This window comes from Corynebacterium sphenisci DSM 44792 (genome assembly GCF_001941505.1).
Taxonomy (GTDB): domain Bacteria; phylum Actinomycetota; class Actinomycetes; order Mycobacteriales; family Mycobacteriaceae; genus Corynebacterium; species Corynebacterium sphenisci.
The window spans coordinates 2,046,378-2,067,855 of sequence record NZ_CP009248.1 but is presented as its reverse complement, the minus strand read 5'-3'; the positions used below and the strand labels follow the sequence as shown (position 1 = coordinate 2,067,855).

General features: G+C 75.2%; 27 protein-coding genes. 12 read left to right on the top strand and 15 right to left on the bottom strand.

Annotated features, from left to right (window positions below; all coding sequences use genetic code 11):
* Positions 1 to 9: 9 nt before the first annotated feature.
* The gene (locus tag CSPHI_RS09375; RefSeq protein WP_075692764.1) at positions 10 to 1,506 is read right to left on the bottom strand and encodes a DUF1846 domain-containing protein; all 1,497 of its coding nucleotides are present in this window, start codon (positions 1,504 to 1,506) and stop codon (positions 10 to 12) included.
* 60 nt (positions 1,507 to 1,566) lie between these two features.
* Here CSPHI_RS09375 and CSPHI_RS09370 point away from each other — a divergent pair, with 60 nt between their 5' ends.
* Both CSPHI_RS09370 and purE read left to right on the top strand, forming a co-directional pair.
* Positions 1,567 to 2,826, top strand: coding sequence for a 5-(carboxyamino)imidazole ribonucleotide synthase (locus CSPHI_RS09370; protein ID WP_075692762.1), 1,260 nt, complete (start codon positions 1,567 to 1,569; stop codon positions 2,824 to 2,826).
* A gap of 69 nt (positions 2,827 to 2,895) precedes the next feature.
* Positions 2,896 to 3,417, top strand: coding sequence for a 5-(carboxyamino)imidazole ribonucleotide mutase (purE, locus tag CSPHI_RS09365; protein WP_075692760.1), 522 nt, complete (start codon positions 2,896 to 2,898; stop codon positions 3,415 to 3,417).
* Positions 3,418 to 3,430: 13 nt separating this feature from the next.
* On the opposite strand, the gene CSPHI_RS09360 is transcribed toward purE, so the two are convergent.
* The 11 genes from CSPHI_RS09360 to rpmB all read right to left on the bottom strand — a co-directional run bounded on the left by CSPHI_RS09360 (position 3,431) and on the right by rpmB (position 10,993).
* Positions 3,431 to 3,640: a hypothetical protein gene (locus CSPHI_RS09360; RefSeq protein WP_075692758.1), complete on the bottom strand. Its 210-nt coding sequence runs from the start codon at positions 3,638 to 3,640 to the stop codon at positions 3,431 to 3,433.
* A gap of 52 nt (positions 3,641 to 3,692) precedes the next feature.
* Positions 3,693 to 4,532, bottom strand: a complete 840-nt coding sequence (locus CSPHI_RS09355; RefSeq protein ID WP_075692756.1) for a carbohydrate ABC transporter permease — start codon at positions 4,530 to 4,532, stop codon at positions 3,693 to 3,695.
* The gene (locus CSPHI_RS09350) at positions 4,529 to 5,596 is read right to left on the bottom strand and encodes a carbohydrate ABC transporter permease (protein ID WP_084210354.1); all 1,068 of its coding nucleotides are present in this window, start codon (positions 5,594 to 5,596) and stop codon (positions 4,529 to 4,531) included. Before CSPHI_RS09350 ends, CSPHI_RS09355 begins: the two co-directional genes overlap by 4 nt.
* A gap of 111 nt (positions 5,597 to 5,707) precedes the next feature.
* Entirely contained in the window at positions 5,708 to 6,961 is a 1,254-nt protein-coding gene (locus tag CSPHI_RS09345; RefSeq protein ID WP_075692755.1) for an ABC transporter substrate-binding protein, read from the bottom strand.
* Positions 6,962 to 7,041: 80 nt separating this feature from the next.
* A complete protein-coding gene (locus CSPHI_RS09340) occupies positions 7,042 to 8,115 on the bottom strand; it encodes an ABC transporter ATP-binding protein (protein ID WP_075692753.1) in 1,074 nt (357 codons plus the stop codon).
* A 61-nt stretch (positions 8,116 to 8,176) separates the two neighbouring features.
* A complete protein-coding gene (locus CSPHI_RS09335; protein ID WP_075692751.1) occupies positions 8,177 to 8,890 on the bottom strand; it encodes a TIGR03089 family protein in 714 nt (237 codons plus the stop codon).
* Between the two features lie 22 nt (positions 8,891 to 8,912).
* Positions 8,913 to 9,854, bottom strand: coding sequence for an AEC family transporter (locus tag CSPHI_RS09330; protein ID WP_075692749.1), 942 nt, complete (start codon positions 9,852 to 9,854; stop codon positions 8,913 to 8,915).
* Between the two features lie 163 nt (positions 9,855 to 10,017).
* Positions 10,018 to 10,269, bottom strand: coding sequence for a 30S ribosomal protein S18 (gene rpsR, locus CSPHI_RS09325; protein WP_075692747.1), 252 nt, complete (start codon positions 10,267 to 10,269; stop codon positions 10,018 to 10,020).
* A gap of 12 nt (positions 10,270 to 10,281) precedes the next feature.
* Positions 10,282 to 10,587: a 30S ribosomal protein S14 gene (gene rpsN / locus CSPHI_RS09320; protein WP_075692745.1), complete on the bottom strand. Its 306-nt coding sequence runs from the start codon at positions 10,585 to 10,587 to the stop codon at positions 10,282 to 10,284.
* A 3-nt stretch (positions 10,588 to 10,590) separates the two neighbouring features.
* Complete coding sequence (gene rpmG / locus CSPHI_RS09315; protein WP_018019289.1) at positions 10,591 to 10,755, bottom strand: 50S ribosomal protein L33; 165 nt, start codon at positions 10,753 to 10,755, stop codon at positions 10,591 to 10,593.
* A gap of 1 nt (position 10,756) precedes the next feature.
* On the bottom strand, positions 10,757 to 10,993 hold the full coding sequence (gene rpmB / locus CSPHI_RS09310) for a 50S ribosomal protein L28 (RefSeq protein WP_075692743.1): 237 nt from the start codon (positions 10,991 to 10,993) through the stop codon (positions 10,757 to 10,759).
* Between the two features lie 424 nt (positions 10,994 to 11,417).
* Here rpmB and CSPHI_RS09305 point away from each other — a divergent pair, with 424 nt between their 5' ends.
* The 7 genes from CSPHI_RS09305 (at position 11,418) to CSPHI_RS09275 (ending at position 16,566) form a co-directional block, all read left to right on the top strand.
* A complete protein-coding gene (locus tag CSPHI_RS09305) occupies positions 11,418 to 11,687 on the top strand; it encodes a type B 50S ribosomal protein L31 (RefSeq protein ID WP_075692741.1) in 270 nt (89 codons plus the stop codon).
* A gap of 20 nt (positions 11,688 to 11,707) precedes the next feature.
* The gene (gene rpmF / locus CSPHI_RS09300) at positions 11,708 to 11,881 is read left to right on the top strand and encodes a 50S ribosomal protein L32 (RefSeq protein ID WP_075692739.1); all 174 of its coding nucleotides are present in this window, start codon (positions 11,708 to 11,710) and stop codon (positions 11,879 to 11,881) included.
* Positions 11,882 to 12,101: 220 nt separating this feature from the next.
* On the top strand, positions 12,102 to 12,794 hold the full coding sequence (locus CSPHI_RS09295) for a response regulator transcription factor (RefSeq protein WP_075692737.1): 693 nt from the start codon (positions 12,102 to 12,104) through the stop codon (positions 12,792 to 12,794).
* Positions 12,791 to 14,329 (top strand): sensor histidine kinase, encoded by a 1,539-nt coding sequence (locus CSPHI_RS09290; RefSeq protein WP_075692735.1) that lies wholly within the window; start codon positions 12,791 to 12,793, stop codon positions 14,327 to 14,329. Before CSPHI_RS09295 ends, CSPHI_RS09290 begins: the two co-directional genes overlap by 4 nt.
* Positions 14,330 to 14,444: 115 nt before the next feature.
* On the top strand, positions 14,445 to 15,719 hold the full coding sequence (locus tag CSPHI_RS09285) for a S1C family serine protease (RefSeq protein ID WP_084210353.1): 1,275 nt from the start codon (positions 14,445 to 14,447) through the stop codon (positions 15,717 to 15,719).
* Between the two features lie 68 nt (positions 15,720 to 15,787).
* Entirely contained in the window at positions 15,788 to 16,339 is a 552-nt protein-coding gene (locus CSPHI_RS09280; RefSeq protein ID WP_075692733.1) for a MogA/MoaB family molybdenum cofactor biosynthesis protein, read from the top strand.
* A 62-nt stretch (positions 16,340 to 16,401) separates the two neighbouring features.
* The gene (locus tag CSPHI_RS09275) at positions 16,402 to 16,566 is read left to right on the top strand and encodes a hypothetical protein (RefSeq protein ID WP_157118526.1); all 165 of its coding nucleotides are present in this window, start codon (positions 16,402 to 16,404) and stop codon (positions 16,564 to 16,566) included.
* A 4-nt stretch (positions 16,567 to 16,570) separates the two neighbouring features.
* Here the strand turns inward: CSPHI_RS09275 and mscL are convergent, their stop codons facing one another.
* The 3 genes from mscL to CSPHI_RS09260 form a co-directional block, all read right to left on the bottom strand.
* Positions 16,571 to 17,017, bottom strand: coding sequence for a large conductance mechanosensitive channel protein MscL (gene mscL / locus CSPHI_RS09270; protein ID WP_075692729.1), 447 nt, complete (start codon positions 17,015 to 17,017; stop codon positions 16,571 to 16,573).
* A gap of 108 nt (positions 17,018 to 17,125) precedes the next feature.
* Positions 17,126 to 17,758 (bottom strand): SAF domain-containing protein, encoded by a 633-nt coding sequence (locus CSPHI_RS09265; RefSeq protein ID WP_075692727.1) that lies wholly within the window; start codon positions 17,756 to 17,758, stop codon positions 17,126 to 17,128.
* A gap of 35 nt (positions 17,759 to 17,793) precedes the next feature.
* Positions 17,794 to 18,426 carry a 5-formyltetrahydrofolate cyclo-ligase gene (locus CSPHI_RS09260; protein ID WP_075692725.1) on the bottom strand — a complete coding sequence of 211 codons (633 nt, stop codon included), beginning with the start codon at positions 18,424 to 18,426 and terminating at the stop codon, positions 17,794 to 17,796.
* A 100-nt stretch (positions 18,427 to 18,526) separates the two neighbouring features.
* Here CSPHI_RS09260 and CSPHI_RS09255 point away from each other — a divergent pair, with 100 nt between their 5' ends.
* From CSPHI_RS09255 to CSPHI_RS09245, 3 genes are read left to right on the top strand one after another with little or no spacing between them, the layout of a single operon-like run.
* Positions 18,527 to 19,495 (top strand): UTP--glucose-1-phosphate uridylyltransferase, encoded by a 969-nt coding sequence (locus CSPHI_RS09255; protein ID WP_075692723.1) that lies wholly within the window; start codon positions 18,527 to 18,529, stop codon positions 19,493 to 19,495.
* Positions 19,495 to 20,745 (top strand): molybdotransferase-like divisome protein Glp, encoded by a 1,251-nt coding sequence (gene glp, locus CSPHI_RS09250; RefSeq protein ID WP_075692721.1) that lies wholly within the window; start codon positions 19,495 to 19,497, stop codon positions 20,743 to 20,745. Before CSPHI_RS09255 ends, glp begins: the two co-directional genes overlap by 1 nt.
* 23 nt (positions 20,746 to 20,768) lie before the next feature.
* Complete coding sequence (locus CSPHI_RS09245) at positions 20,769 to 21,446, top strand: GNAT family N-acetyltransferase (RefSeq protein WP_075692720.1); 678 nt, start codon at positions 20,769 to 20,771, stop codon at positions 21,444 to 21,446.
* Positions 21,447 to 21,478 lie beyond the last annotated feature (32 nt).

The window sequence follows — 21,478 nt, the reverse complement described above, 5'->3', positions numbered from 1 at the left end:
CGCGGGCGCTCAGCGCTTCCGGTACAGCGACTTGACCTGGAACTCCGGCTCCGAGGTGACCTCGATGCCCAGGTTGCGGAAGATCCCCTCGTCCACGCTGCCCAGGATGGTGGTGGTGTGCGCCTCGCAGCCGCGCAGATTCGCCAGCTGCGCCAGCGCCCGCCGGGCGTCGTCATCGCCGTCCGCGGAGGTGGACAGCGCGATCAGCACCTCGTCGGTGTGCAGCCGCGGGTTGCGCGAGCCGAGGTGATCCACCTTGAGGGTCTGGATCGGGGCGATCGCGCCCGGGGCGAGCAGATCCACCGCCGGGTCGATCCCGGCCAGGTGCTTCAGCGCGTTGAGCAGCATCGCCGCCGAGCAGCCCAGCAGCGGGGAGGTCTTGCCCACGATGATCGACCCGTCCGCCAGCCGGATCGCCGAGGCCGGCGCCCCGGTGGCCGCGGCCAGCTCCACCGCCGGGGCCACCACCGGGCGCATCCGGTGGGTCAGCCCCAGCTTGCCCATCAGGATCGCGATCCGGTCGGAGACCTCGCTGCCGGACTCCTGCCGGCGCTCCGCCACCAGCGCCTTGTAGTGCCGGCGGATGATCTCCTGCTCCGCGGCGGCCCGGCACACCGCGTCATCGCGGATCGCGAACCCGGCCATGTTCACCCCCATGTCCGTGGGCGAGGCGTAGGGCGAGGAGCCGGAGATCCGCTCCAGCAGGTGCCGGAGCAGCGGGAAGACCTCCACGTCCCGGTTGTAGTTCACCGCCTGCTCACCATGGGCCTGCAGATGGAAGGGGTCGATCATGTTCACGTCGTCGAGATCGGCGGTCGCCGCCTCATAGGCCATGTTCACCGGGTGGTCGATGGGCAGGTTCCACACCGGGAAGGTCTCGAACTTCGCGTAGCCGGCCTCCCGGCCGGCGATATGCTCGTGGTAGATCTGCGACAGGCAGGTCGCCAGCTTCCCCGAGCCCGGCCCCGGCGCGGTGACCACCACCACGTCCCGGGTGGTCTCGGCGTACTCGTTGCGGCCGAAGCCGCCCTCGCCCACGATCCGCTCCGCATCCGCCGGGTAGCCGTCGATCCGGTAGTGCCGGGAGACCGTCAGCCCCAGCCGGGTGAGCCGGGCGCGCAGCTCCTCCGCGGCGGAGTTGTCCTCCTCGTACTGGGTGAGCACCACATGGCGCACCAGGAACCCGCGCTCCCGGAAGGCGTCCACGATGCGCAGCAGATCCTCCTCGTAGGGGATCCCCAGATCGGCGCGCACCTTCCGCCGGGCCAGATCCCGGGCGTTGAGGCAGACCAGGATCTCCATCTCCTCCCGGATCCGCTCCAGCATGGCGATCTTGGTGTCCGGCTCGAAACCGGGCAGCACCCGGGAGGCGTGGAAGTCGTCGAAGAGCTTGCCGCCCATCTCCAGGTAGAGCTTGCCGCCGATGGCCTCCCGGCGGCGGCGGATGTGCTCGGACTGCAGGGCGATGTACTTCTCGCGGTCGAAACCGACGGCAACCTCAGGCATGGGACACCATGGTAGCGGCCCCGCCGGTGCCGGCGGGCCGCCGGACCCTAAGATGAACCCGTGACCACCAGCGACGCGAACACCCCCCAGTCCACCGAGAACCCCGGGGCGCACGCCGCCGGCCGGCCGGTCGTCGCCGTCATCGGCGACGGCCAGCTCGCCCGGATGATGCAGACCGCCGCCATCGAGCTCGGCCAGTCCATCCGGCTGCTCGCCGGCGCCCCGGACGCCTCCGCCGCCCAGGTCTGCGCCGATGTGGTGCTCGGCGACTACCGGGAGCGCGCCGACCTGGACCGGGCGGTCGCCGGCGCGGACGCGGTCACCTTCGACCATGAGCATGTGCCCACCGAGCACCTGCGCGCGCTCATCGACGCCGGCCACAGCGTGCAGCCCGGCCCGGACGCCCTGGTACACGCCCAGGACAAGCTGGTGATGCGGCGCCGGCTCCGCGAAATCGGCGCCCCGGTGCCGCCCTTCGCCCCCATCGGGTCCGTCGCCGACGCCCGCGCCTTCGCCGAGGCGGTGCACGGGGCGGTGTGCCTGAAGGCCCGCCGCGGCGGCTACGACGGGCACGGGGTGTGGTTCCCCGACCCGGGGGAGCTGCCGGAGCTGGTCTCCCGGCTGCTCACCGAGGGGGTGCCGCTGATGGCGGAGCGCAAGGTGGACCTGGTCCGGGAGCTCTCCGCGATGTGCGCGCGCACCCCCTCCGGGGAGGTGGCCTGCTGGCCGGTGGTGGAGTCGGTGCAGCGCGACGGCATCTGCGTGGAGGCGATCGCCCCGGCGCCCGGGCTGCCGGCGGACCTGGCCGACCAGGCGCGCGCGCTGGCCGAGCGGATCGCCGCCGAACTCGGCGTCACCGGGGTGCTCGCCGTGGAGCTCTTCGAGTCCCGCGACGCCAACGGCCGGCCCCGGATCCTGGTCAACGAGCTGGCGATGCGCCCGCACAACACCGGGCACTGGACCCAGGACGGCTGCGCCACCAGCCAGTTCGAGCAGCATCTGCGCGCCGTGGTGGACGCCCCCCTGGGCGCGACCGACCCCACCGCCGCGGTCACCGTGATGGCGAACACCCTCGGCGCCGCCGAGGAGCCCGCCGAGCCCCTGGCGGAGCGCTTCGCCGCGGTGTGGCGGCGCTTCCCGGCGGCGCGCATCCACTGGTACGGCAAAACCCACCGGCCCGGCCGCAAACTCGGCCACGTCAACGTCACCGGCGCCGACGGCTCCGCCGCCGGGATCGCCGCCACCCGCCGGATCGCCGAACTCGCCGCCGGCTACATCGTCGACGGGGTGTGGGCCGACGGGCACGTCGAGCGCGGCTGAGCCGGCGCGGATCGGGGACACTGGGGGACGGACGCCCGCCCGCAGGGGGCGGCGCAGAGAGGATGAGGCATGCAGGACGACAACGCCGCCGCGGGGCCCCTGGTCGGGCTCATCATGGGCAGCGACTCCGATTGGCCGACCATGGCCCCGGCCGCGGAGGCGCTCGCCGAATTCCAGGTGCCCTTCGAGGTGGGCGTGGTCAGCGCGCACCGCACCCCGGAGCGGATGCTGGACTACGCCAAAGCCGCCGCCGGCCGGGGGCTGAAGGTGATCATCGCCGGCGCCGGCGGGGCCGCGCACCTGCCCGGGATGGTCGCCGCGGCCACCCCGCTGCCCGTGATCGGGGTGCCCCGGCCCCTGGAGCACCTCGAGGGCGTGGACTCGCTGCTGTCCATCGTGCAGATGCCCGGCGGGGTGCCGGTGGCCACCGTCGGCGTCGGCCAGGCGAAGAACGCCGGGCTGCTCGCGGTGCGCATCCTCTCCGCCGGGGACCCCGCCCTGGTCACCGCGATGGCCGACTACCAGGAGCGGATGCGCGAGCAGGTGCTGGCCAAGGACCGGGCGCTGCGGAAGCGGCTGCTCGGCGAGTAGCCGCCGGGCCGGGTCAGCGCAGCCGGCGCCAGCGCCGCCAGATCGCCACATCGGCGATCACCAGGACGAGCAGCAGGAAGCTCGCCGCCACCGAGGGGTGGCCGATCGCGATCCGCCAGGCGGCGAGGCCGCCGACCACGGCGGTCCAGAACAGCAGGAAACCCGCGGCGGCCTCCAGCCGCAGCCGGAGCGCCCGCGGGTCGGTGCGCCGGGAATCGTCCATGCCCCCAGCCTAGGCGGGCCGCCGCCCGCCCCCGCCGCGGCGGGGGCGGGGCCTACTCCTTGACCCCGCCGGCGGTGAGCCCGGAGACGATCCACCTCTGGAAGATCAGCACCATCACCACCAGGGGCACGGTGACCAGGGCCCCGGCGGCCATCGTCGCCGCGTAGGGGTATTCGAAGGCGCTCGGCCCGGAGAACCGGGCGATGGCCACGGTCACCGGCTCGGTCGCGGTGGTGGACAGCTGCTTGGCCAGCATGAACTCGTTCCAGGTGGTGACGAAGGCCAGGATCGCGGTGGTGAACAGCGCCGGCGCCGCCAGCGGCAGGATCACGTCCCGGAAGGCCCGGCCCCGGCTCGCCCCGTCCACCCGGGCGGCCTCCTCCAGCTCCCAGGGCAGATCCCGGAAGAAGCTGGTCAGGGTGTAGACGGTCAGCGGCAGCACGAAGGAGATGTTCGGGATCACCAGCGCCCGGTACTCGCCGATCCAGCCCAGCTCCCCGAAGAGCTGGAACAGGGGGGTGACCAGGGCGATGCCCGGGAACATGGACGCCGCCAGGATCACCCCGGTGACCAGGCCCTTGGCCCGGAACTCGAGCCGGGCCAGGGCGTAGGCGGTGAACACCCCCACGGCCAGGGCGGCCGCGGTGGTGGCCGCGCCGACGATGAGCGAGTTGCCGATCGCGGCGAGGAAGTCGTTGCCGGTGCCGGTGGACATCGCCTCCCGGAAGTTGTCCAGGGTGACGTCGGTGAACCAGGGGGTGGTGTCGAAGGTGCCGCGGGAGTCGCGGAAGGCGGTGACCAGCATCCAGTAGAACGGGGCCAGCCCCCACACCAGGATCGCGGCCACCGGCAGGTAGTCCGCGGCCAGCCGGCGCAGCCGGCGCGCGCTCATCGGGCCACCTCCCCGGGGGCCGCGGCATCCGCGCCGGCGGCCGCCCGCGCCCCCGCCCCCGGGTCCGGATCCGGGTCCGGGGCGGGGGAGCCGGCGTCGCGGCGCATGCCGCGGCCGGAGACGTCCGCGCCGAGCAGCCGGATCATGGCGAAGGCGACGCCGAAGATGAGCAGGAACACCAGGGTGGACAGCGCCGAGGAGGAGTTGAAGTGGCCCTGCCGCATATCCTCCACCACCAGCTGGGAGATCGTCGCCGTCGGCGAATTCGAGGAGGCGGAGATCATGATCACCGGCAGGTCGTACATGCGCAGCGCGTCGAGGGTGCGGAAGAGCACCGCCACCACCAGGGCGGGCTTGACCAGCGGCAGGGTGATGGTGCGCAGCCGCTGCCAGGCGGTGGCCCCGTCCACCCGGGCCGCCTCGTGCACCTCCCGCGGGATCATCTGCAGCCCGGCGAGGATGAGCAGCGCCATGAACGGCGCGGTCTTCCACACGTCGGCGACGATCACCGCCGCCCGGGCCGCCCACGGGTCGGTGGTCCAGCGCACCGGATGGCCCAGGATCGGCGCCACCAGGGCATTGGCGATGCCGTAGTCGGCGAAGATGAACTGCCACAGCTTCGCGGTCACCGCGGTGGGGATCGCCCAGGGCACCAGCACCGCGGCGCGCAGCAGGCCGCGGCCGGCGAAGTCCCGGGCCATCACCAGGGCCATGCCCAGGCCCAGGGCGGTCTCCAGGGTGACGGTGACCACGGCGAAGAACAGGGTCACCGCCACCGCCGGCCAGAAGTCGGTGGCCAGGGTGCCGGGGGCGCAGGTGCCGACGGTGCCGTCGGCGAGCAGGCACCGCTGGGTGAGCCAGTACAGGTAGTGCTGGGCCCCGGCGAACCCGCCCTCGACGAACATGCCGGTGGCCGGGTCCAGGTGCCGGTCGGCCCGGAGGGAGAGCCACACCGCGCGCAGCACGGGGTAGCCGATCACCACGGCGAGCACCGCCAGGGAGGGCCCGACCAGCCAGGCGGCGGCGAGCCGGCCCCGGCTGCGCGGGGCGGCGGGGGAGGACACGGGCTCGGATGCTCCTTCCGGCGCGCCCGGGGCGGGGATCCCCGGGGCGCCCTCGCGGGCCCCGCCGCCGGCCGCGCGGGGCGCGGGGCGCGCGGCGGGGCCCTCGGCGGACTAGCGGCCGGCCTGCTCCAGGGCGGCCTTCATGTCGGCGATCGCGTCATCGACGCTCTTCGCGCCGTTGATCGCCGCGTAGGCGTTGTCCTGGATGGCCTTGGACATCGCCGCGTAGAAGGGCGACACCGGCCGCGGCCGGGCGTTCTCCAGGGAGGTCTTCAGCGCCGGCAGGTAGGGGTACTCGGCGACCAGCGACTCATCGTCGTAGATGCTCGCCAGCACCGGCGGGAAGGACTCCTCGGCGAAACCGCGCTGGGACTCCTCGGAGATGACGTACTCCACGAAGTCCCGGGCGGTGGCCTGGTGCGCCGAGGCGGCGTTGATCGCGTTGTTGTAGCCGCCCAGGGTGGACGCGCCCACCCCGCCCGGGCCGACCAGGGCGGAGACCTCGAACTTGCCGGCCACCGGGGTGTCCTCGGCGGCGGTGTACATGTACGGCCAGTTCACCGCCATGGCGGTCTCCCCGGTGGTGAAGGCCTGCAGGGTCTCCTCCTCGGTGGCCCCGGTGGAGGAGGCGGTGATGGTGCCGTCGGCGTAGGCGTCGACCAGGGCCTGCAGCCCGGCCCGGGCCTCCGGGGAGTCCACGGTGACCGCGCCCTCCTCGTCGATGAGGGAGCCGCCCCAGGCGTGGATGAAGTCCAGGGTGTTCAGCGCCAGGCCCTCGTACTGGGACAGCTGCATGGTCAGGCAGCCCGGCAGATCCGGGATCACCCGGCAGGCCTCCACCAGGCCCGCCCAGTCCGCGGGCGGCCCGTCGGGCACCAGCTCGGTGTTGACGTAGAGCAGCTGGCCGTTGGTGTTCTGCGGCACCGCGTACAGGGTGCCCTGGTAGGTGGCGGAGTCCACGGTGGGCTGCAGCAGCCCGGAGACGTCCACCGCCAGATCGCCCTCCAGCGGGGCGATCCAGCCGTTGGCCGCGAACTCCGCGGTCCACGGCACGTCGAGGGCCATCACGTCGAACTCCCCGGAGCCGGACTCCAGGGACTGCACCAGGGTCTCCCGCTGCGCGTCGGCCTCGCCGGCGAGCTCGTGGACGGTGACCTCCTCCTCGGGGTGCTCGGCGTTCCAGCGATCCGCGATCTTCGCCACCTTGCCGATGTCGTTCTTGCCCATCGCGAAGGTGATCGGCCCGCGGCCGTCGGACCCGGCCGCGGTGTCGCCGGCGGCGGCCCCGTCATCGCCGGAGCAGCCCGCCAGGGCCAGGCCCGCGGCCGCGCCGGCGGCGATGAGTGCCTTTCGGATAGAGACCATGGGGTGGTCGTCCTTTCAGTCGGGACCCCGCCCGCGCGGGGTGCTTTCCCAAGTCTAAATGGCCCGGTGGGGCCGCGTGCTCAGTTCAGCCGACGCCCGTCGCCGGCGTCGAAGAGGTGGATCCGCGCCGGGTCGGCCACCAGCGACACCCGCGTCCCGGGGGCCGGCGGCGCCGCCGCGCCGACCCGGGCGATCGCCGGCTCCGCGGCCGCGGGATCGCCGAGGGCGCGGGCGTAGACGTAGGAGTCGGCGCCGAGCTCCTCGACCAGCACCACCTCCGCGTCCAGTCCGCCGGCGCCGAGCCGGGCGTCCTCCGGGCGCACCCCCAGCACCACCTCGGCGCCCTCGGCGGGGGCCGCGCCCGCCGGCAGCGGGATCCGCTGGCCGCCGAAGGCCACCGCGCCGCCGGCCACCCGCGCCGGGCGCAGGTTCATCGCCGGGGAGCCGATGAACCCGGCGACGAAGACGTTGCCGGGCCGGGCGTAGAGCTCCTTCGGCGGGGCGACCTGCTGCAGCACCCCGCCGTCGAGCACCGCCACCCGATCCCCCATGGTCATCGCCTCCACCTGGTCGTGGGTGACGTAGACGGTGGTCACCCCGAGGTCGCGCTGCAGCGTGGCGACCTGGGCGCGGGTCTGCACGCGCAGTTTCGCGTCCAGGTTGGACAGCGGCTCGTCCATGAGGAACACCTTCGGCTCGCGCACGATGGCCCGGCCCATGGCCACCCGCTGGCGCTGCCCGCCGGAGAGATCCCGGGGTTTGCGGTCCAGCAGCCCGGACAGGCCCAGCATCGCCGCGGTGTCGGCCACCCGGCGCCGGATCTCCGCCCGGCCCACCCCGGCCAGCTTCAGCCCGTAGCCCATGTTCTGGCGCACCGACATATGCGGGTAGAGCGCGTAGTTCTGGAAGACCATGGCGATATCGCGCTCCCGCGGCTCCGCGGCGGTGACGTCCACCCCGTCGATGAGGATCCGCCCGGCGCTGACCTCCTCCAGCCCGGCGAGCATCCGCAGGGTGGTGGATTTGCCGCAGCCGGAGGGGCCCACCAGCACCAGGAACTCCCCGTCGGCGATGTCCAGGTCGAGATCCCGGACGGTCGGCGCCGCCGCCCCCGGATAGGTCAGCTGCACATGGTCGAAGGTGACGGTGGCCATGGGGTCGAACCTAGCATTCGGGGGTGCCCCGCGGGCCCCCGCCGGGCGCGCCTCGGCGGGCTCAGCCGCGCCCGGCCGGGGCGGCGTTCTCCATCCCCGCGATCCGGGCCCGCCGCCCGGCGTCGCCGCCGCGCACCACCACCGTCGACCCGGCCGCCGCCCAGGGCGCGAGCAGCCCGTCCACCAGGGCGCCGGCGGTGAGCCGGCCGCCGTCGAGCCAGCCGCGGGTGAGCACCCGGGCGCCGGGGGCGGGCGCGGCCGCCCGGGCCCGGTCCATCAGCTCCGCCGCGCTCGCCCCGTCCAGCAGCGGCTGGCCCGGCCCCGGGCCGGGCCCCAGGTAGTCGTCGGCGTGCAGCCGCACCTCGGGGCCGAAGTCCACCACCCCGGGCGGGATCTCCCCGCCGCATTCCACCACCCCCCGGCCGAAGGCGTCGTCGGTCACCGCGGCGAGCACCGCCTCCGGGTGCCGCTCCTCCCAGCCGGCGAGATCGGCGGGGGCGGCGAACACCGCCAGCGGGTCCTCGTCGCTGAGCTCCACCCCGGCGCGGGCGGCGCCGAGCACCAGGCAGGCCGCCGGCCAGATCACGGGCAGATCCACCCAGGCGGCGTCGCCGGGCTCCAGGTCGAACTCCTCGTGCAGCATGTTCGCCACCTTGGCGGCCCAGTTGTCCAGCGTGGTGGCGTTGAGGTCGGTGCGTCCCCCGGTCACCTCGTCATAGCAGGTGAGCCGGGGCGCGGCCGCGTCGTCGGCGAGCAGCCCGGTGAGAATGTCCACGTCCGCCGATGGTAGCCGGGAATCAGCCCAGCAGCACCGCGATGAGGAGGGTGACCGGCAGCACCGCGAAGGTGGTGAGCACCCCGCAGTCGCGGGCCTGCACCGGCCCGGCGCCGGTGCGCGCCCCGTAGCGGGTGGCGAAGGTGAACACGTTCTGCGCCGTGGGCAGCGCGGCGACCACCACCACGGCGAACAGCGCGGCGCCGTCCATCCCGAACACCAGGTGGCCCAGCGCCCAGGCGGCGGCCGGGTGCACGGTGAGCTTCAGGACGCTGGCCACCGCCACCGCCCGCCGCGGGGAGACCCCGCGGCGCAGCACCGGGGCGCCGTGCATGGACAGCCCGAAGGCGAGCAGGGCCATCGGCACCGCCGCGTCGGCGAGCATGGCCACCGGCCGGTCCACCAGCTCCGGCAGGCGCGCCCCGGTGGCGGAGAGGACGATCCCGACGATCGCGGACAGGGTCATCGGGTTGGACAGCGGGGTGACCAGGGCGGTGCGCGGGTTGAGCCGGCCGGCCGGGGAGGTCAGCACGTCGAGCACGGTGAGGCAGGCCGGGGCGTAGAGGCCGATCTGGAAGAGCAGCGCCGGCACCACCACCGCCGGATCCCCGATCACCGCCGCGGCGATCGGGATGCCCAGGTTGGCGACGTTGTTGTAGCTCGCGGACATCGCCCCGACCACCCGCTCGGGACCGCGCTGGCGCAGCAGCGCCGCGGCGACCAGGGCGTAGAGCGCCGCGGTGGCCAGGGCGGAGCCGGCGGCGACGGCGAAGGCGGGGCCGAAGACGTGCGCCACGTCCCGCTCGGCGAGGGTGTGCACCAGCAGGCAGGGCATCGCCACCCAGAACACCACCATGGTCACCACGGTGACCCCGGAGCGGCCGAGCACCCCGGAGCGGCCGAGCAGCCAGCCCACCGCGACCAGGATCGCCACCGAGCCGAAGCCGGTGAGGATCTCGGTCATCGGGGGAGCTCCCGTCGGGTCGGGTCAGCCGCGGCGCGCGGCGGCGGGGGAGGGGGAAAAGGGGCGGACCCGCCCGCCCCGGTGGGGCGTGGCGGGTCCGCGACGCTGTTGTCGCACGTCTCGTCGTGCGGGCCCAGCGCCAAAGCAGCCGTCCGGGGCCGTTTTAGCGGCTGGAGAACGGCAGCAGGGCCATCTCGCGGGCGTTCTTCACCGCGGTGGCGACCTGGCGCTGCTGCCGCGGCGTCAGGCCGGTGACCCGGCGGGAGCGGATCTTGCCCCGGTCGGAGATGAACTGGCGGAGCAGGTTGATGTCCTTGTAGTCCACCGTCTCGACGCCGGCGGCCTTGAGCGGGTTCTTCTTCGGGCGGCGGGACTGCTCCATCCGCGCCTTCTTCGGGTTGGTGTTGCGCTTCATCGGAAAACTCCCTTACCAGCTGGACTTGCGGACGCCGGGCAGCTCACCGCGGTGGGCCATCTCCCGGACGCGGACACGGGACAGGCCGAACTTGCGGAGGTACCCGCGGGGGCGGCCGTCGGCGGCGTCGCGGTTGCGCACGCGCACCGGGGAGGCGTCCCGGGGCTGCTTGTTCAGCTCGTACTGCGCCTCCATCCGGTCCTCGTCGGAGGTCTCCGGGTTCTTGATGATGCGCTTGAGCTCGGCCCGGCGCTCCGCGTAGCGGGCGACGATCTCCTTGCGCTGCTCGTTCTTGGCGATCTTGGACTTCTTGGCCATCTCTTAGCGCTCCTCGCGGAATTCGACGTGCTTGCGGGCGATCGGGTCGTACTTCTTCAGGGTGATCCGATCGGGGTTGTTCCGCTTGTTCTTGCGGGTGACGTAGGTGTAGCCCGTCCCCGCGGTCGACTTCAGCTTGATGATCGGCCGGATGTCGTTGCGAGCCATATCAGATCTTCTCCCCACGTGCGCGGATCTGGGCCACCACGGCCTCGATGCCGAGCTTGTCGATGGTCTTCATGCCCTTCGGGGAGACGTTCAGCGTGATGCTGCGGCCCTCGGACGCGAGGTAGTACTTCTTGCGCTGGATGTTCGGGTTCCACCGGCGCGAGGTGCGCCGGTGCGAGTGGGACACGGACTTGCCGAAGCTCGGCTTCCGGCCCGTGACCTGGCAAACTGCCGACATGGGTCTTCCTTTGCTCTTCCTGCCGCCCCGCGGGCGTGCGGCACCGCACCGGGGACGCGACCGGGTTTCCGGGCGTGCTCGGGGCGCCGACGTGCCGGGCACGGGGCGTTCAACGATTGGTTAGACAACAGCGAGAGCCGAGCATACAGCCAAACCGGCCCGCGGCCTAATCGCCGGGGGCGCGCGGGCGCTCCCGGCGGCCGGGGTCCGCGGGGGTCGCCCGGCCCCGGCGGGCGGGCCCGGGATTTCCCCGCGGGGGCCGTGGCCTGTACAGTGTCGCGAAGCGCCACCGGGGCCCGCCGGCCGCGGTGCCGCCTCCGAGATCGCGAACCCAACCCGGGCACGACCCGGGGCCCGCCGGCGTCCCCGGCCCGCCCCCGGGACCGACCCGTGGTCCAATCCTGAGGGAATCGAGAGCTTTTCAATGAAGAAGGACATCCACCCCGACTACCACCCGGTGGTCTTCCAGGATGCGGGCACCGGGACGAAGTTCCTCACCCGCTCCACGGCCACCTCCTCCCGCACCGTGGAGTGGGAGGACGGCAACGAGTACCCGCTCATCGTCGTCGACGTCACCTCCGAGTCGCACCCGTTCTGGACCGGCGCCCAGCGCGTCATGGACACCGCGGGCCGCGTGGAGAAGTTCCAGCGCCGCTACGGCAACCGCGTCCGCCGGGCCAAGAAGACCAACTGAGACAAGGAGGGTAGGAAACCATGGCAGTTCCCAAGCGCCGCATGTCCCGCGCGAACACCCGCGCCCGCCGCTCGCAGTGGAAGGCTGACAACGTCGCCCTCCAGGCCGTCAAGATCGACGGCCGCGAGTACATTATCCCGCGCCGGCTGGTCAAGGCCGCGCAGCTCGGCCTGGTCGACGTCGACAAGCTCTAGCCGACGCCGCCCCGCCGCGCGCACGCGGATTCCCGGGGGCGCCCCGGGCACGGCCGACGGCCGCGCCCGGGGCGCCCCCGTTCCCATGCCCGGGGCCGGCCGCCCGCGGCGCCCGACGCCGCGGGCGGCGGGGACGGATCCGGGCCCGCCGGCGGGGCCGCGGGGCGCCGATCCGGGCGCGGCGGTAGGCCCGCGGCCGCGCACGCGGCATGATGGGGGCATGAAGATACTCGTTGTCGACGACGACCAGGCGGTCCGCGACTCCCTGCGCCGCTCCCTGACCTTCAACGGCTACACCGTGGTGATGGCCGAGGACGGTGAGCAGGCGCTGGCCATGATCGAGTCCGACCGCCCGGATCTGGCGATCCTCGACGTGATGATGCCCAAGCTCGACGGGCTCGACGTGTGCCGCCGGCTGCGCAGCGAGGGCGATGATCTGCCGGTGCTCATGCTCACCGCCCGCAACACCGTCTCCGAGCGGGTCTTCGGCCTCGACGCCGGCGCCGACGACTACCTGCCCAAGCCCTTCGCCCTGGAGGAGCTGCTCGCCCGGGTGCGCTCCCTGCTGCGCCGGGCCGCCCTGGAGCCGGCGACCAACCGGGAGCCGGCGGCGCTGACCTTCCAGGACCTCAGCCTCGACCCGGAGACCCGGGAGGTCTTCCGCGGCGAGCGCGCGATCTCGCTGACCCGCACCGAGTTCGCGCTGCTGGAGCTGCTCATGAACAACCCCCGCCGGGTGCTCACCCGCACCCAGATCCTGGAGGACGTCTGGGGCTACGACTTCCCCACCTCCGGCAACGCCCTGGAGGTCTACATCGGCTACCTGCGCCGCAAGACCGAGGCCGGGGGCGAGGAGCGGCTCATCCACACCGTGCGCGGGGTCGGCTACGTGCTGCGGGAGACCGCGCCGTGATCCCGCTCCGCGGCCGGCGGGCGGGGGCCGCCGCCGCGGCGGCGCCGGCCGGCGGGGAGACCGGCGACACCGGCCCGGAGCGGCCGCTGCGCCGGATCTCGCTGCGCTGGCGGCTGACCCTGCTCACCGCCGGGATCGTCGCCGCCGCGATGGCCCTGATGACCGGGGCGGCCTACCTCACCGTGCAGGCCACCCTGTACCGGGAGGTGGACATCAACCTGCGCAACCAGGCCACCCAGCTGCTGAACTCCCCCTACGGCACCGAATTCGCCCTCGAGCCGGCGGTGACCGCGGAGACCCTGAAGATCCTCAACCCGGACCTGGACGCGATGTTCTTCGCCCCCGGCCGGATCACCGGCCGCGGCGACGTGATCACCCTGGGGGGCCCGGAGCTGGCGGTGATCCGCGGCAACCGGGCGGAGTCGCTGCGCACCGACGAATCCACCAACCAGCGCATCTACGCGGTGCACGACGACTCCGGGGCGGCGCTGATCCTCGCCCAGGACATGGACTCCACCGAGGCGATCCTGCGCTCCCTGGGCTCGGTGCTCTTCGGCATCGCCATGCTCGGCATCGTCTTCGCCCTCGGCGCCGGGATCACGGTGGCCACCGCGGGCCTGCGCGCGGTGGCCCGGCTGCGCCGGGCCGCGGAGCGGGTCACCGTCACCGACGAGCTGCGCCCGATCCCGGTGCACGGGGAGGATGAGCTGGCCATGCTCACCCGCAGCTTCAACGAGATGCTGGGCGCGCTGGCCCGGTCCCGGCAGCGGCAGGCGGAGCTGGTCGCCGACGCCGGCCATGAGCTGAAGACCCCGCTGACCTCGCTGCGCACCAATGTGGAGCTGCTCATGATGGCCTCCCGGCCCGGTGCCGCGGCGCGAATCCCGGAGGATGAGCGCGACGCCCTGGAGGCCGATGTGCTCGCCCAGATCGAGGAGCTGTCCACCCTGGTCGGGGATCTGGTGGACCTGGCCCGGGAGGACGGCCCGCAGCAGGTGATCGAGCTGGTGGACCTCTCCGAGGTGCTGGACAGCGCCCTGACCCGGGTCAACCGGCGCCGCGCGGACGTCTCCTTCGAGGTCTCCTCGGCGGACTGGTACCTCTACGGGGATCCGGCGGCCCTGGGCCGGGCGGTGCTGAACCTGCTGGACAACGCCGCGAAATGGTCCCCGCAGGATGGCCGGGTGCGGGTGCGCCTGGCCCCGGCGGGGGCGGATCTCGCCGAGCTCACCGTCGCCGACTCCGGCCCGGGCATCCCCGAGGAGGACCGGGCGAAGGTCTTCGAGCGCTTCTACCGCTCCCTGCAGTCGCGTTCCATGCCCGGCTCCGGGCTGGGCCTGGCCATCGTGGAGCAGGTCGTCGCCCGGCACGGCGGCACCATCGTCGCCGAGGAGTCCGCCGACGGCGGCGCCCTGATGCGGGTGAGCCTGCCCGGGTCGGCCACCCCGCCGGAGCCGGCCGGCGAGGCCGCGGCGGACCCGGACGGGGCCGGCCCCGGCGACGCCGCACCCGGGCCCGGGGCGGCCGGCGGCTGAGCCGGCGCCACCGGCCCCGGCGGATCCGCCCCCGGTGAGCTGCGGTGACCGTATTCACCGGGAAATAGGCCATCCCTCTCAGGGATTCATCAGTTTTCCCGGGCACCCTCTCGGCATGACCGATTCCCAGCCCGGAGGCGTCATGCCCCCCGAACCGCCCGCCCACGACCCCACCCACGACCCCGCCGCCGCGGCGGCCCGGTCCTGGGCCGCCGATCCCCGCGCCGCGCACGGCCCCGCCGCGGCGGCCGACCCCGGCGCGGCGCCGCCGGCCGCCCCGGCCGACGCCGGCGGCCGGGGCGGCCGCCGGGGGGTGGGCCTGCTCGCGGTGGCGGCGCTGATGCTCGGCTCCGCCGCCGTCGGCGGGGTCGCCGGCGGCATGGTCGCCGGCGCGGACGACCCCGCCGGCGGGCAGGCCCCGCCGGGCAACGCCCTGGAGCGGCCCGCCACCCCGCGGGAGCAGCCCGCCCCGGCCGGCTCCATCGAGGAGGTGGCGCAGAAGGTGCTGCCCTCGGTGGTGTCCATCCAGGTCGCGACCGGCCGCGGGATCGACACCGGCTCCGGGTCGATCCTCTCCTCGGACGGGCTGGTGCTCACCAACCACCACGTCGTCGCCGACGCCGACGCCCCCGGGGCCCGGATGAGCGTGCTGCTCAACGACGGCAGCGCGCATCCGGCGGAGCTCATCGCCAGCCACCCGCAGACCGATATCGCGGTGATCCGGATCCTCGACGTGCGCGGGCTGACCCCGATCACCCTCGGCGAGTCCGCCGGGGTGCAGGTCGGCCAGGAGGTGGTCGCGGTGGGCTCCCCGCTGGGCCTGACCGCCACGGTGACCTCCGGGATCGTCTCCGCCCTGAACCGCCCGGTGAGCGCCTCCGGGCCGGGCGGGGAGGCCAGCGTCATCGACGCCATCCAGACCGATGCGGCGATCAACCCCGGCAACTCCGGCGGCGCCCTGGTGGACATGGCCGGCAACCTCATCGGGGTGCCCTCGGTGATCGCCTCCAACACCGGCGGGCCGGGGGAGCAGGCCGGCAGCATCGGCCTCGGCTTCGCCATCCCGGTGGACCAGGCCCGCCGGATCGCCGATGAGCTGATCGACGATGGCCAGGTGACCATGCCGGCGATCAACGCCCGCATCGACACCCGCTCCGCCGGCGGCGCCCTCGTCGGCGAGATCGTGCCCGGGGGTGCCGCGGACCGGGCGGGCTTGCGCGCCGGGGATCTGATTGTGAAGGTGGATGAACGGAGAATCGACTCGGGTGTGGCGCTCATCGCGGCGATCCGCTCCCGCGCGGTCGGCGACACCGTCACCCTCACCGTCGCCGACCCCGACGGCGCGGATCCGCGCACCCTGGACGTCACCCTCGAGGCGGCCCGGGAATGACGGGCGCGGCGCAGTCCGGGCCCCCGGCCGCCCGCGCATGCGCGGCCGGCCCGAACGAGGAGAGGATCATGACGAACCCGGACGTGGACAACGAACCCGACGCGGGCACCCTGGCGCAGGTGGAGCAGCTGCTGCGCGACGAGGACCTGCGCCGCCGGGCCCTGGTGGTGCTGGTCGGGGACCATCCCCGGGCCGATGACCGGGCCGGCGCCCTGGTCGCCGAACTGCTCGACGAGGACGGGCTGAAGGTGGACGCGGTGATCCGAGCCCCCGCGGAGAAGACCCGGGTCCGCCAGGCCCTGGAGACCGCGGTGGTCGGCGGCGCCGATCTGGTGGTCACCGTCGGCGGGGTCGGGGTGGGCCCCCGGGACCGGGTCCCGGAGGCCACGGAGAAGGTGCTGGACCGGCGGCTGTGCGGGATCGAGGAGGCGGTGCGCGCCTCCGGGCTGGCCGTCGGCGCCGCCGACGCGGGGCTCTCCCGGGGCCTGGCCGGGGTCTCCGGCTCCACCGTGATCGTCAACCTCGCCGACTCCCGGGCCGCGATCCGCGACGGGATGGCCACGGTGCTGCCGCTGGTGCACCACGTCATCTCGGACCTGGGCCGCTGGCGGGTGCAGTGAACGGGCCGGGCCCGGCCCGCCGGCCCCGGCGGCGCCGCCGCGCCCGGCGCCGGATTGACCCGGTGCCCCGCGGCGGGGCCGGCGCGGACGCCGCGCCCACCGGGCGGCCGGCGCGGCCCGGGCGGGCGGCCCCGCGCCGGATCGGCGCGGAACCGGAGACCCCGGAGGAGGCCATCGGCCTGGACCGGGGCTTCTGGGAGGCCCAGCGGCCCCCGCACTGGGGCTGAGCGGCTACTCCGCCCGCTCCCCGGACCCGTCCGCGGTGGCCCCGCCGGCCGGCCCGGCCGCGGTCCGCTCGGCGAGCAGATCCCGGATCTCGGTGAGCAGATCCGCCTCGGTGACCTCCTCCTCGGCGGTGGTGCCCAGCCGGTGCTGGCGCAGCTGCTCCAGCTTGTTCATCGGCACCACGATGAGGAAGTACACCACCGCCGCGATGAGCAGGAAGTTCACCGCCGCGGTGATCACCGCCCCGATGTTGACGAAGGTCTCCGGGTTGCCCTTGCGCAGCAGGAAGCCCAGGCCGATGGAGCCCTCCCCGCCGATCGCGGCGATGAGCGGCTCCAGCAGGTTGTCCGTGAAGGCGGTGACGATGGCGGTGAAGGCGGAGCCGACCACGACGCCGACCGCCAGGTCGATGACGTTGCCGCGCATGAGGAAGTTCCGGAAGCCGGCGAGCATGGGGTGGGGGTGTCCTTTCCGCGGGGGCTGGGGTACGGCCGGCGCCGCCGGGGCCGGGATCGGCCCCGGGCGGCGCATGCGGGCCACCACCCTAATCACCGCCCCCGCTCAGCCCGGCGGCGGGGCCGCCCCGGCGAAGACCAGGGTCAGCGGGGCGGCCAGGCCGGCGGCGGCCACCGCCGCCGCGGCCGCCGGCTCGGCCGCCAGCAGCACCGCGCCCTCCGGATCCACCCGCACCACCCGGGCGCCGCGGGCCACCGGGGTGGCCGCCGCACCCGCCCCGGCGGCGAGCACGTCCACCGCATCGCCCACCGCCAGCGCCGGCAGCAGCCCCGGATCGCCCGGGGTGACCGCCACGATCGCGGCATCGCCGCGCCCGGTGAGCAGCTCCGCCAGCCGGGTGCCGGTGAACCGGGCCTCGGTGAGCACCTCCCCGGCGGTCACCGGCCCGGCCAGGGTGCGGCCCACCGCCGCCGCCGGGCCGGCCAGCGCCGCCTCGGGCACCTCCTCCGGCGGGATCCCCCGGGCGGCGACGTCGCCCGCGGCCACCCGGTGCCCGGCGGCCAGGCCCCGGGCGGCCACCGCCACGGTCTCCCGGCCCCGTCCGGGGTGGCGCAGATCCGCCGCCGCCGAGGCCGCGGCCAGGGCCACCAGCGCCGCGGCGGCCAGCCGGCGCCGGGCGGCCCGGTCCCGGGCCCCGCGCCCGCCCGGCCACCGCCGGATCCGCCAGCCCCGCCGCATCACGCCCCCTCCCCCGGGGCGCGGCCGCCGCGCCCCTACCCCTTGGACGCGGCCGGGGTCCGCACGGTTCCCGCGGCGGTGAGGATCGCCCCCACCGGCCGGTCATGCCGGTCATGGGGCACCGCGGCGAGCAGCTCCGGCGGGTGCAGCAGCACCGCCGTCGCGCCGGCGAAGCCGGCCAGGGAGCGGTCGTAGTAGCCGGCGCCGCGGCCCAGCCGCATCCCCTCGCGGTCGGCGGCCAGGCCCGGCAGCAGCGCCGCATCCGCCGCGCCCAGCGCCGCCGGCCCCAGCGCCGGCCCGGCCGGTTCGGCCAGGCCGAAGCGGCCCCGGGTGAGCCGGCCGTCGAAGCGGGCCCAGCGCAGCGCCGCCGGCGGCCCCGGCGGGCACACCGGCAGCAGCAGCCGGGCCACCGCCGCGGAGCCGGCCAGCGCCGCCACCAGATCCGCGGCCGCGGCCGGCTCCGTCCCGGCCGGGGCGTGCGCGGCGAGGGTGAGCGGCCGGCCGCGGGCCCCGGCGAGCCCGTCCACCCAGGACAGCGCCCGCGCCACCAGGGCCGCGTCCTCGGCGGCCCGGGTGCGCGGATCGCGCTCGTCGCGGGCGCGCAGCAGCCGGGCGCGCAGCGCCGCCTTGGCGGCGCCGGCGGACTCCTCGGGGGTGCGCGGCTCCATGGCCCGCAGGCTACCCGCGGGCCGGATCGGCCGGGCCCGCGGCCCGGCACTCGGCCTCGCATCCCGGGCGGGGGCGGTGAACCCGGGTAGGATCCGCAGCATGATCTCCCCCGACGCTGACCCCTCGAAGGCCACCCGGACGAGCGTGCGGACGGTGATCGTCCCCGCCGCGGGGATGGGCACCCGGTTCCTGCCCGCGACGAAGACGGTGCCCAAGGAGCTGCTGCCGGTGGTGGACACCCCGGGCATCGAGATGATCGCCGAGGAGGCCGCCGCCGCGGGGGCGACCCGGCTGGCGGTGGTCACCGCCCCGCACAAGGAGGGGGTGCTCGGCCACTTCCGCCCCCGCCCCGATCTGGAGGAGACCCTGCGCGAGCGCGGCAAGGACGCCATCGCGGACAAGGTCAACCGGGCCTGCGAGGTGATCACGGTCGCCCCGGTGGTGCAGGAGCGCCCGCTGGGCCTGGGGCATGCGGTGCTCGTCGCCGAGGAGCTGCTCGACGCCGACGAGGACGCGGTGGCGGTGATGCTGCCCGATGACCTGGTGCTGCCGCGCGGGGTGATGGACCGGATGGCCGAGGTGCGCGCCCGTTTCGGCGGCAGCGTGCTGTGCGCCCTGGAGCTGCCCCGGGAGGAGGTCTCCAGCTACGGGGTCTTCGACATCGCCGACTGCGCCGAGGAGGGCTTCGCCGACGTCAAGCGGGTGCGCGGGATGGTGGAGAAGCCGGAGCCGGCGGAGGCGCCCTCGAACTTCGCCGCGGTGGGCCGCTACCTGCTGGACCGGGCGGTGTTCGACGCGCTGCGCGCGATCCCGCGCGGCAAGGGCGGCGAGTACCAGCTCACCGACGCCATCGAGGCGCTCATCGAGGACGGCCACCCGGTGCACGTGGTGGTGCACGACGGCTTCCGCCATGACCTGGGCAACCCGGGCGGGTTCATCCGGGCCTGCGTGGACTTCGGCCTGGCCGCCCCCGAGTACGGGCCGGGGCTGCGCCGCTACCTTCAGGCCCGGCTGGCCGAGGACGACACCGCCGCCGCCCGCGACGACGGATCGGGCCGGGGCGCCTGATGCGCCCGGTGGAGGAGCAGCTGGCGGCGATCACCGCCGCCGCGGCGATGCCGGACCCGGTGCGGGTGGCCATCTCGGAGGCGCTCGGCCTGCTCTGCGCCGAGGAGGTCGTCGCCGAGCGCCCGCTGCCCGGGTTCACCCAGGCCGCCATCGACGGCTACGCGGTGCGCGCCGTGGACGTCAACGCCGGCTCCACCGAATCCCTCGCCGAGTTCACCGAGGTGCGGCTGCCGGTGGTGGGGGAGGTGCCCGCCGGCTCGCACCATCCGCTGCGGCTGCAGCCCAAGCAGGCGGTGCGGGTGCACACCGGGGCGCCGCTGCCCACCCTCGCCGACGCGGTGCTGCCCCTGGACTGGACCGACCGGGGCCGGCGCCGGGTCACCGCGCTGCGCCCGGTGTCCTCCGGGGATTTCGTGCGCCGGGTCGGCGATGACGTGCAGACCGGGGACGTGGCCGTGTCCACCGGCTCGGTGATCTCCCCGGCCCAGGTGGGGCTGCTCGCCGCGGTGGGCCGGGCGAAGGTGCTGGTGCACCCCCGGCCCCGGATGTCGGTGGTCTCGGTGGGCCCGGAGCTGGTGGACATCGACCGGGACCCCGGCCTCGGCCAGGTCTTCGACGTCAACTCCTACGCCCTGGCCGCGGCCGGCCGGGACGCCGGGGCGGAGGTGCACCGGGTGGGCATCGCCGCCGGGGAGCCCCGCCGGATCCGGGAGATCCTGGAGGGCCAGCTCATCAAGTCCGAGATCCTGGTGATCTCCGGGGCGGTGGGCGGCGCCGCCGGGGCGGCGGTGCGCGAGGTGCTCGCCGAACTCGGCGAGGTCGACGTCACCCGGGTGGCGATGCACCCCGGGTCGGTGCAGGGCTTCGGGCTGCTCGGCGAGGACCGGGTGCCCACCTTCCTGCTGCCCGCCAACTCCCTGGCCGCCCTGGTGGTCTTCGAGGTGATGGTGCGGCCCCTGGTGCGGATCGCCCTGGGCAAGCGCAACCCGCGGCGCCGGATGGTCGCCGCCCGGGCCGCCGCCCCGGTGGAGTCCACCCCGGGCCGGCGCGGCTACGTGCGCGGCCAGCTGATGCGGGACCGGGACACCGGGGAGTACCTGGTGCAGCCGCTGGGCGCCCCCGGCGGCCGGGGCGCGCATCTGCTCGCCGGGCTCAGCGAGGCCAACTGCCTCATCGTGGTGCCCGACGAGGTGGACCGGGTGCGCGCCGGCGAGGTCGTCGACGTGCTCTTCCTGTCCCGGCAGGCCTAGGCGCGGGCGGGGCCGGGGCGGCGATGCGCACCGAGCGGCTGCGGGTGCCGGCCGGGATCGTGCGGCTGCGCCCGCTGCGCCGCGCCGATCACCCGGCGTGGCGGGCGGCGCGGGCCGCCGACGAGGCAGGCCTGCGCGCCGTGGAGCCGGAGGCCCGCGGGCCCTGGGCGGCCCGGCACTCCCGGCGCGCCTTCCGCGCCTACCTCACCGCCTCCCGGGCCGGGGTCGGCGCGGGCGCCCCGCCCGGCGGGGTGGCCAGCGCCGCCATCGAGCTCGACGGCCGCTTCGCCGGCCAGCTCACCCTCGCCGACTGGCGGCCCTTCCCGGAGGCCGAGTGCAGCGTCGGCTACTGGGTGGCCCCGGCCGCGCGCGGCGGCGGGGTGGCCACCGCGGCGCTGGCCCTGGCCGCCGACCACGCCCATGCGGTGGGGGTGCACCGGGTGACCGCCACGGTGCTGCCGGACAACGCCGCCTCCCGGGCGGTGCTCGCCCGCTGCGGCTTCCGCCGGGAGGGGCTGCTGCGCGCCAGCCTGCGCGTCGACGGGCGCTGGCGGGATCATCTGCTCGCCGCCCGGCTCGCCCCGGGGCCGGGCGAGCCCGGGGCGGTGCAGTCGATCCTCGCCGCCGGGTGGGCCGAGCCGGTCGCCGGGGACCACGGGGGCCCCGATGATTCCTCGGTCTACGGCCTGGCCCCGGGCTGAGCCGGGCCCGGCGTGGCGGGGCCGGTGCGGCC

Excerpts from the sequence above, each read along its gene's own strand:
- CSPHI_RS09255 (WP_075692723.1), top strand. The coding sequence starts at position 18,527 with ATGATCTCCCCCGACGCTGACCCCTCGAAGGCCACCCGGACGAGCGTG.
- CSPHI_RS09375 (WP_075692764.1), bottom strand. The coding sequence starts at position 1,506 with ATGCCTGAGGTTGCCGTCGGTTTCGACCGCGAGAAGTACATCGCCCTG.
- mscL (WP_075692729.1), bottom strand. The coding sequence starts at position 17,017 with ATGCTCGCCGGCTTCCGGAACTTCCTCATGCGCGGCAACGTCATCGAC.
- CSPHI_RS09330 (WP_075692749.1), bottom strand. The coding sequence starts at position 9,854 with ATGACCGAGATCCTCACCGGCTTCGGCTCGGTGGCGATCCTGGTCGCG.
- purE (WP_075692760.1), top strand. The coding sequence starts at position 2,896 with ATGCAGGACGACAACGCCGCCGCGGGGCCCCTGGTCGGGCTCATCATG.
- CSPHI_RS09285 (WP_084210353.1), top strand. The coding sequence starts at position 14,445 with ATGACCGATTCCCAGCCCGGAGGCGTCATGCCCCCCGAACCGCCCGCC.
- rpmB (WP_075692743.1), bottom strand. The coding sequence starts at position 10,993 with ATGTCGGCAGTTTGCCAGGTCACGGGCCGGAAGCCGAGCTTCGGCAAG.
- CSPHI_RS09295 (WP_075692737.1), top strand. The coding sequence starts at position 12,102 with ATGAAGATACTCGTTGTCGACGACGACCAGGCGGTCCGCGACTCCCTG.
- CSPHI_RS09305 (WP_075692741.1), top strand. The coding sequence starts at position 11,418 with ATGAAGAAGGACATCCACCCCGACTACCACCCGGTGGTCTTCCAGGAT.
- rpmF (WP_075692739.1), top strand. The coding sequence starts at position 11,708 with ATGGCAGTTCCCAAGCGCCGCATGTCCCGCGCGAACACCCGCGCCCGC.
- glp (WP_075692721.1), top strand. The coding sequence starts at position 19,495 with ATGCGCCCGGTGGAGGAGCAGCTGGCGGCGATCACCGCCGCCGCGGCG.
- CSPHI_RS09355 (WP_075692756.1), bottom strand. The coding sequence starts at position 4,532 with ATGAGCGCGCGCCGGCTGCGCCGGCTGGCCGCGGACTACCTGCCGGTG.
- rpsR (WP_075692747.1), bottom strand. The coding sequence starts at position 10,269 with ATGAAGCGCAACACCAACCCGAAGAAGGCGCGGATGGAGCAGTCCCGC.
- CSPHI_RS09345 (WP_075692755.1), bottom strand. The coding sequence starts at position 6,961 with ATGGTCTCTATCCGAAAGGCACTCATCGCCGCCGGCGCGGCCGCGGGC.
- CSPHI_RS09340 (WP_075692753.1), bottom strand. The coding sequence starts at position 8,115 with ATGGCCACCGTCACCTTCGACCATGTGCAGCTGACCTATCCGGGGGCG.
- CSPHI_RS09280 (WP_075692733.1), top strand. The coding sequence starts at position 15,788 with ATGACGAACCCGGACGTGGACAACGAACCCGACGCGGGCACCCTGGCG.
- rpsN (WP_075692745.1), bottom strand. The coding sequence starts at position 10,587 with ATGGCCAAGAAGTCCAAGATCGCCAAGAACGAGCAGCGCAAGGAGATC.
- rpmG (WP_018019289.1), bottom strand. The coding sequence starts at position 10,755 with ATGGCTCGCAACGACATCCGGCCGATCATCAAGCTGAAGTCGACCGCG.
- CSPHI_RS09260 (WP_075692725.1), bottom strand. The coding sequence starts at position 18,426 with ATGGAGCCGCGCACCCCCGAGGAGTCCGCCGGCGCCGCCAAGGCGGCG.
- CSPHI_RS09360 (WP_075692758.1), bottom strand. The coding sequence starts at position 3,640 with ATGGACGATTCCCGGCGCACCGACCCGCGGGCGCTCCGGCTGCGGCTG.
- CSPHI_RS09245 (WP_075692720.1), top strand. The coding sequence starts at position 20,769 with ATGCGCACCGAGCGGCTGCGGGTGCCGGCCGGGATCGTGCGGCTGCGC.
- CSPHI_RS09265 (WP_075692727.1), bottom strand. The coding sequence starts at position 17,758 with ATGCGGCGGGGCTGGCGGATCCGGCGGTGGCCGGGCGGGCGCGGGGCC.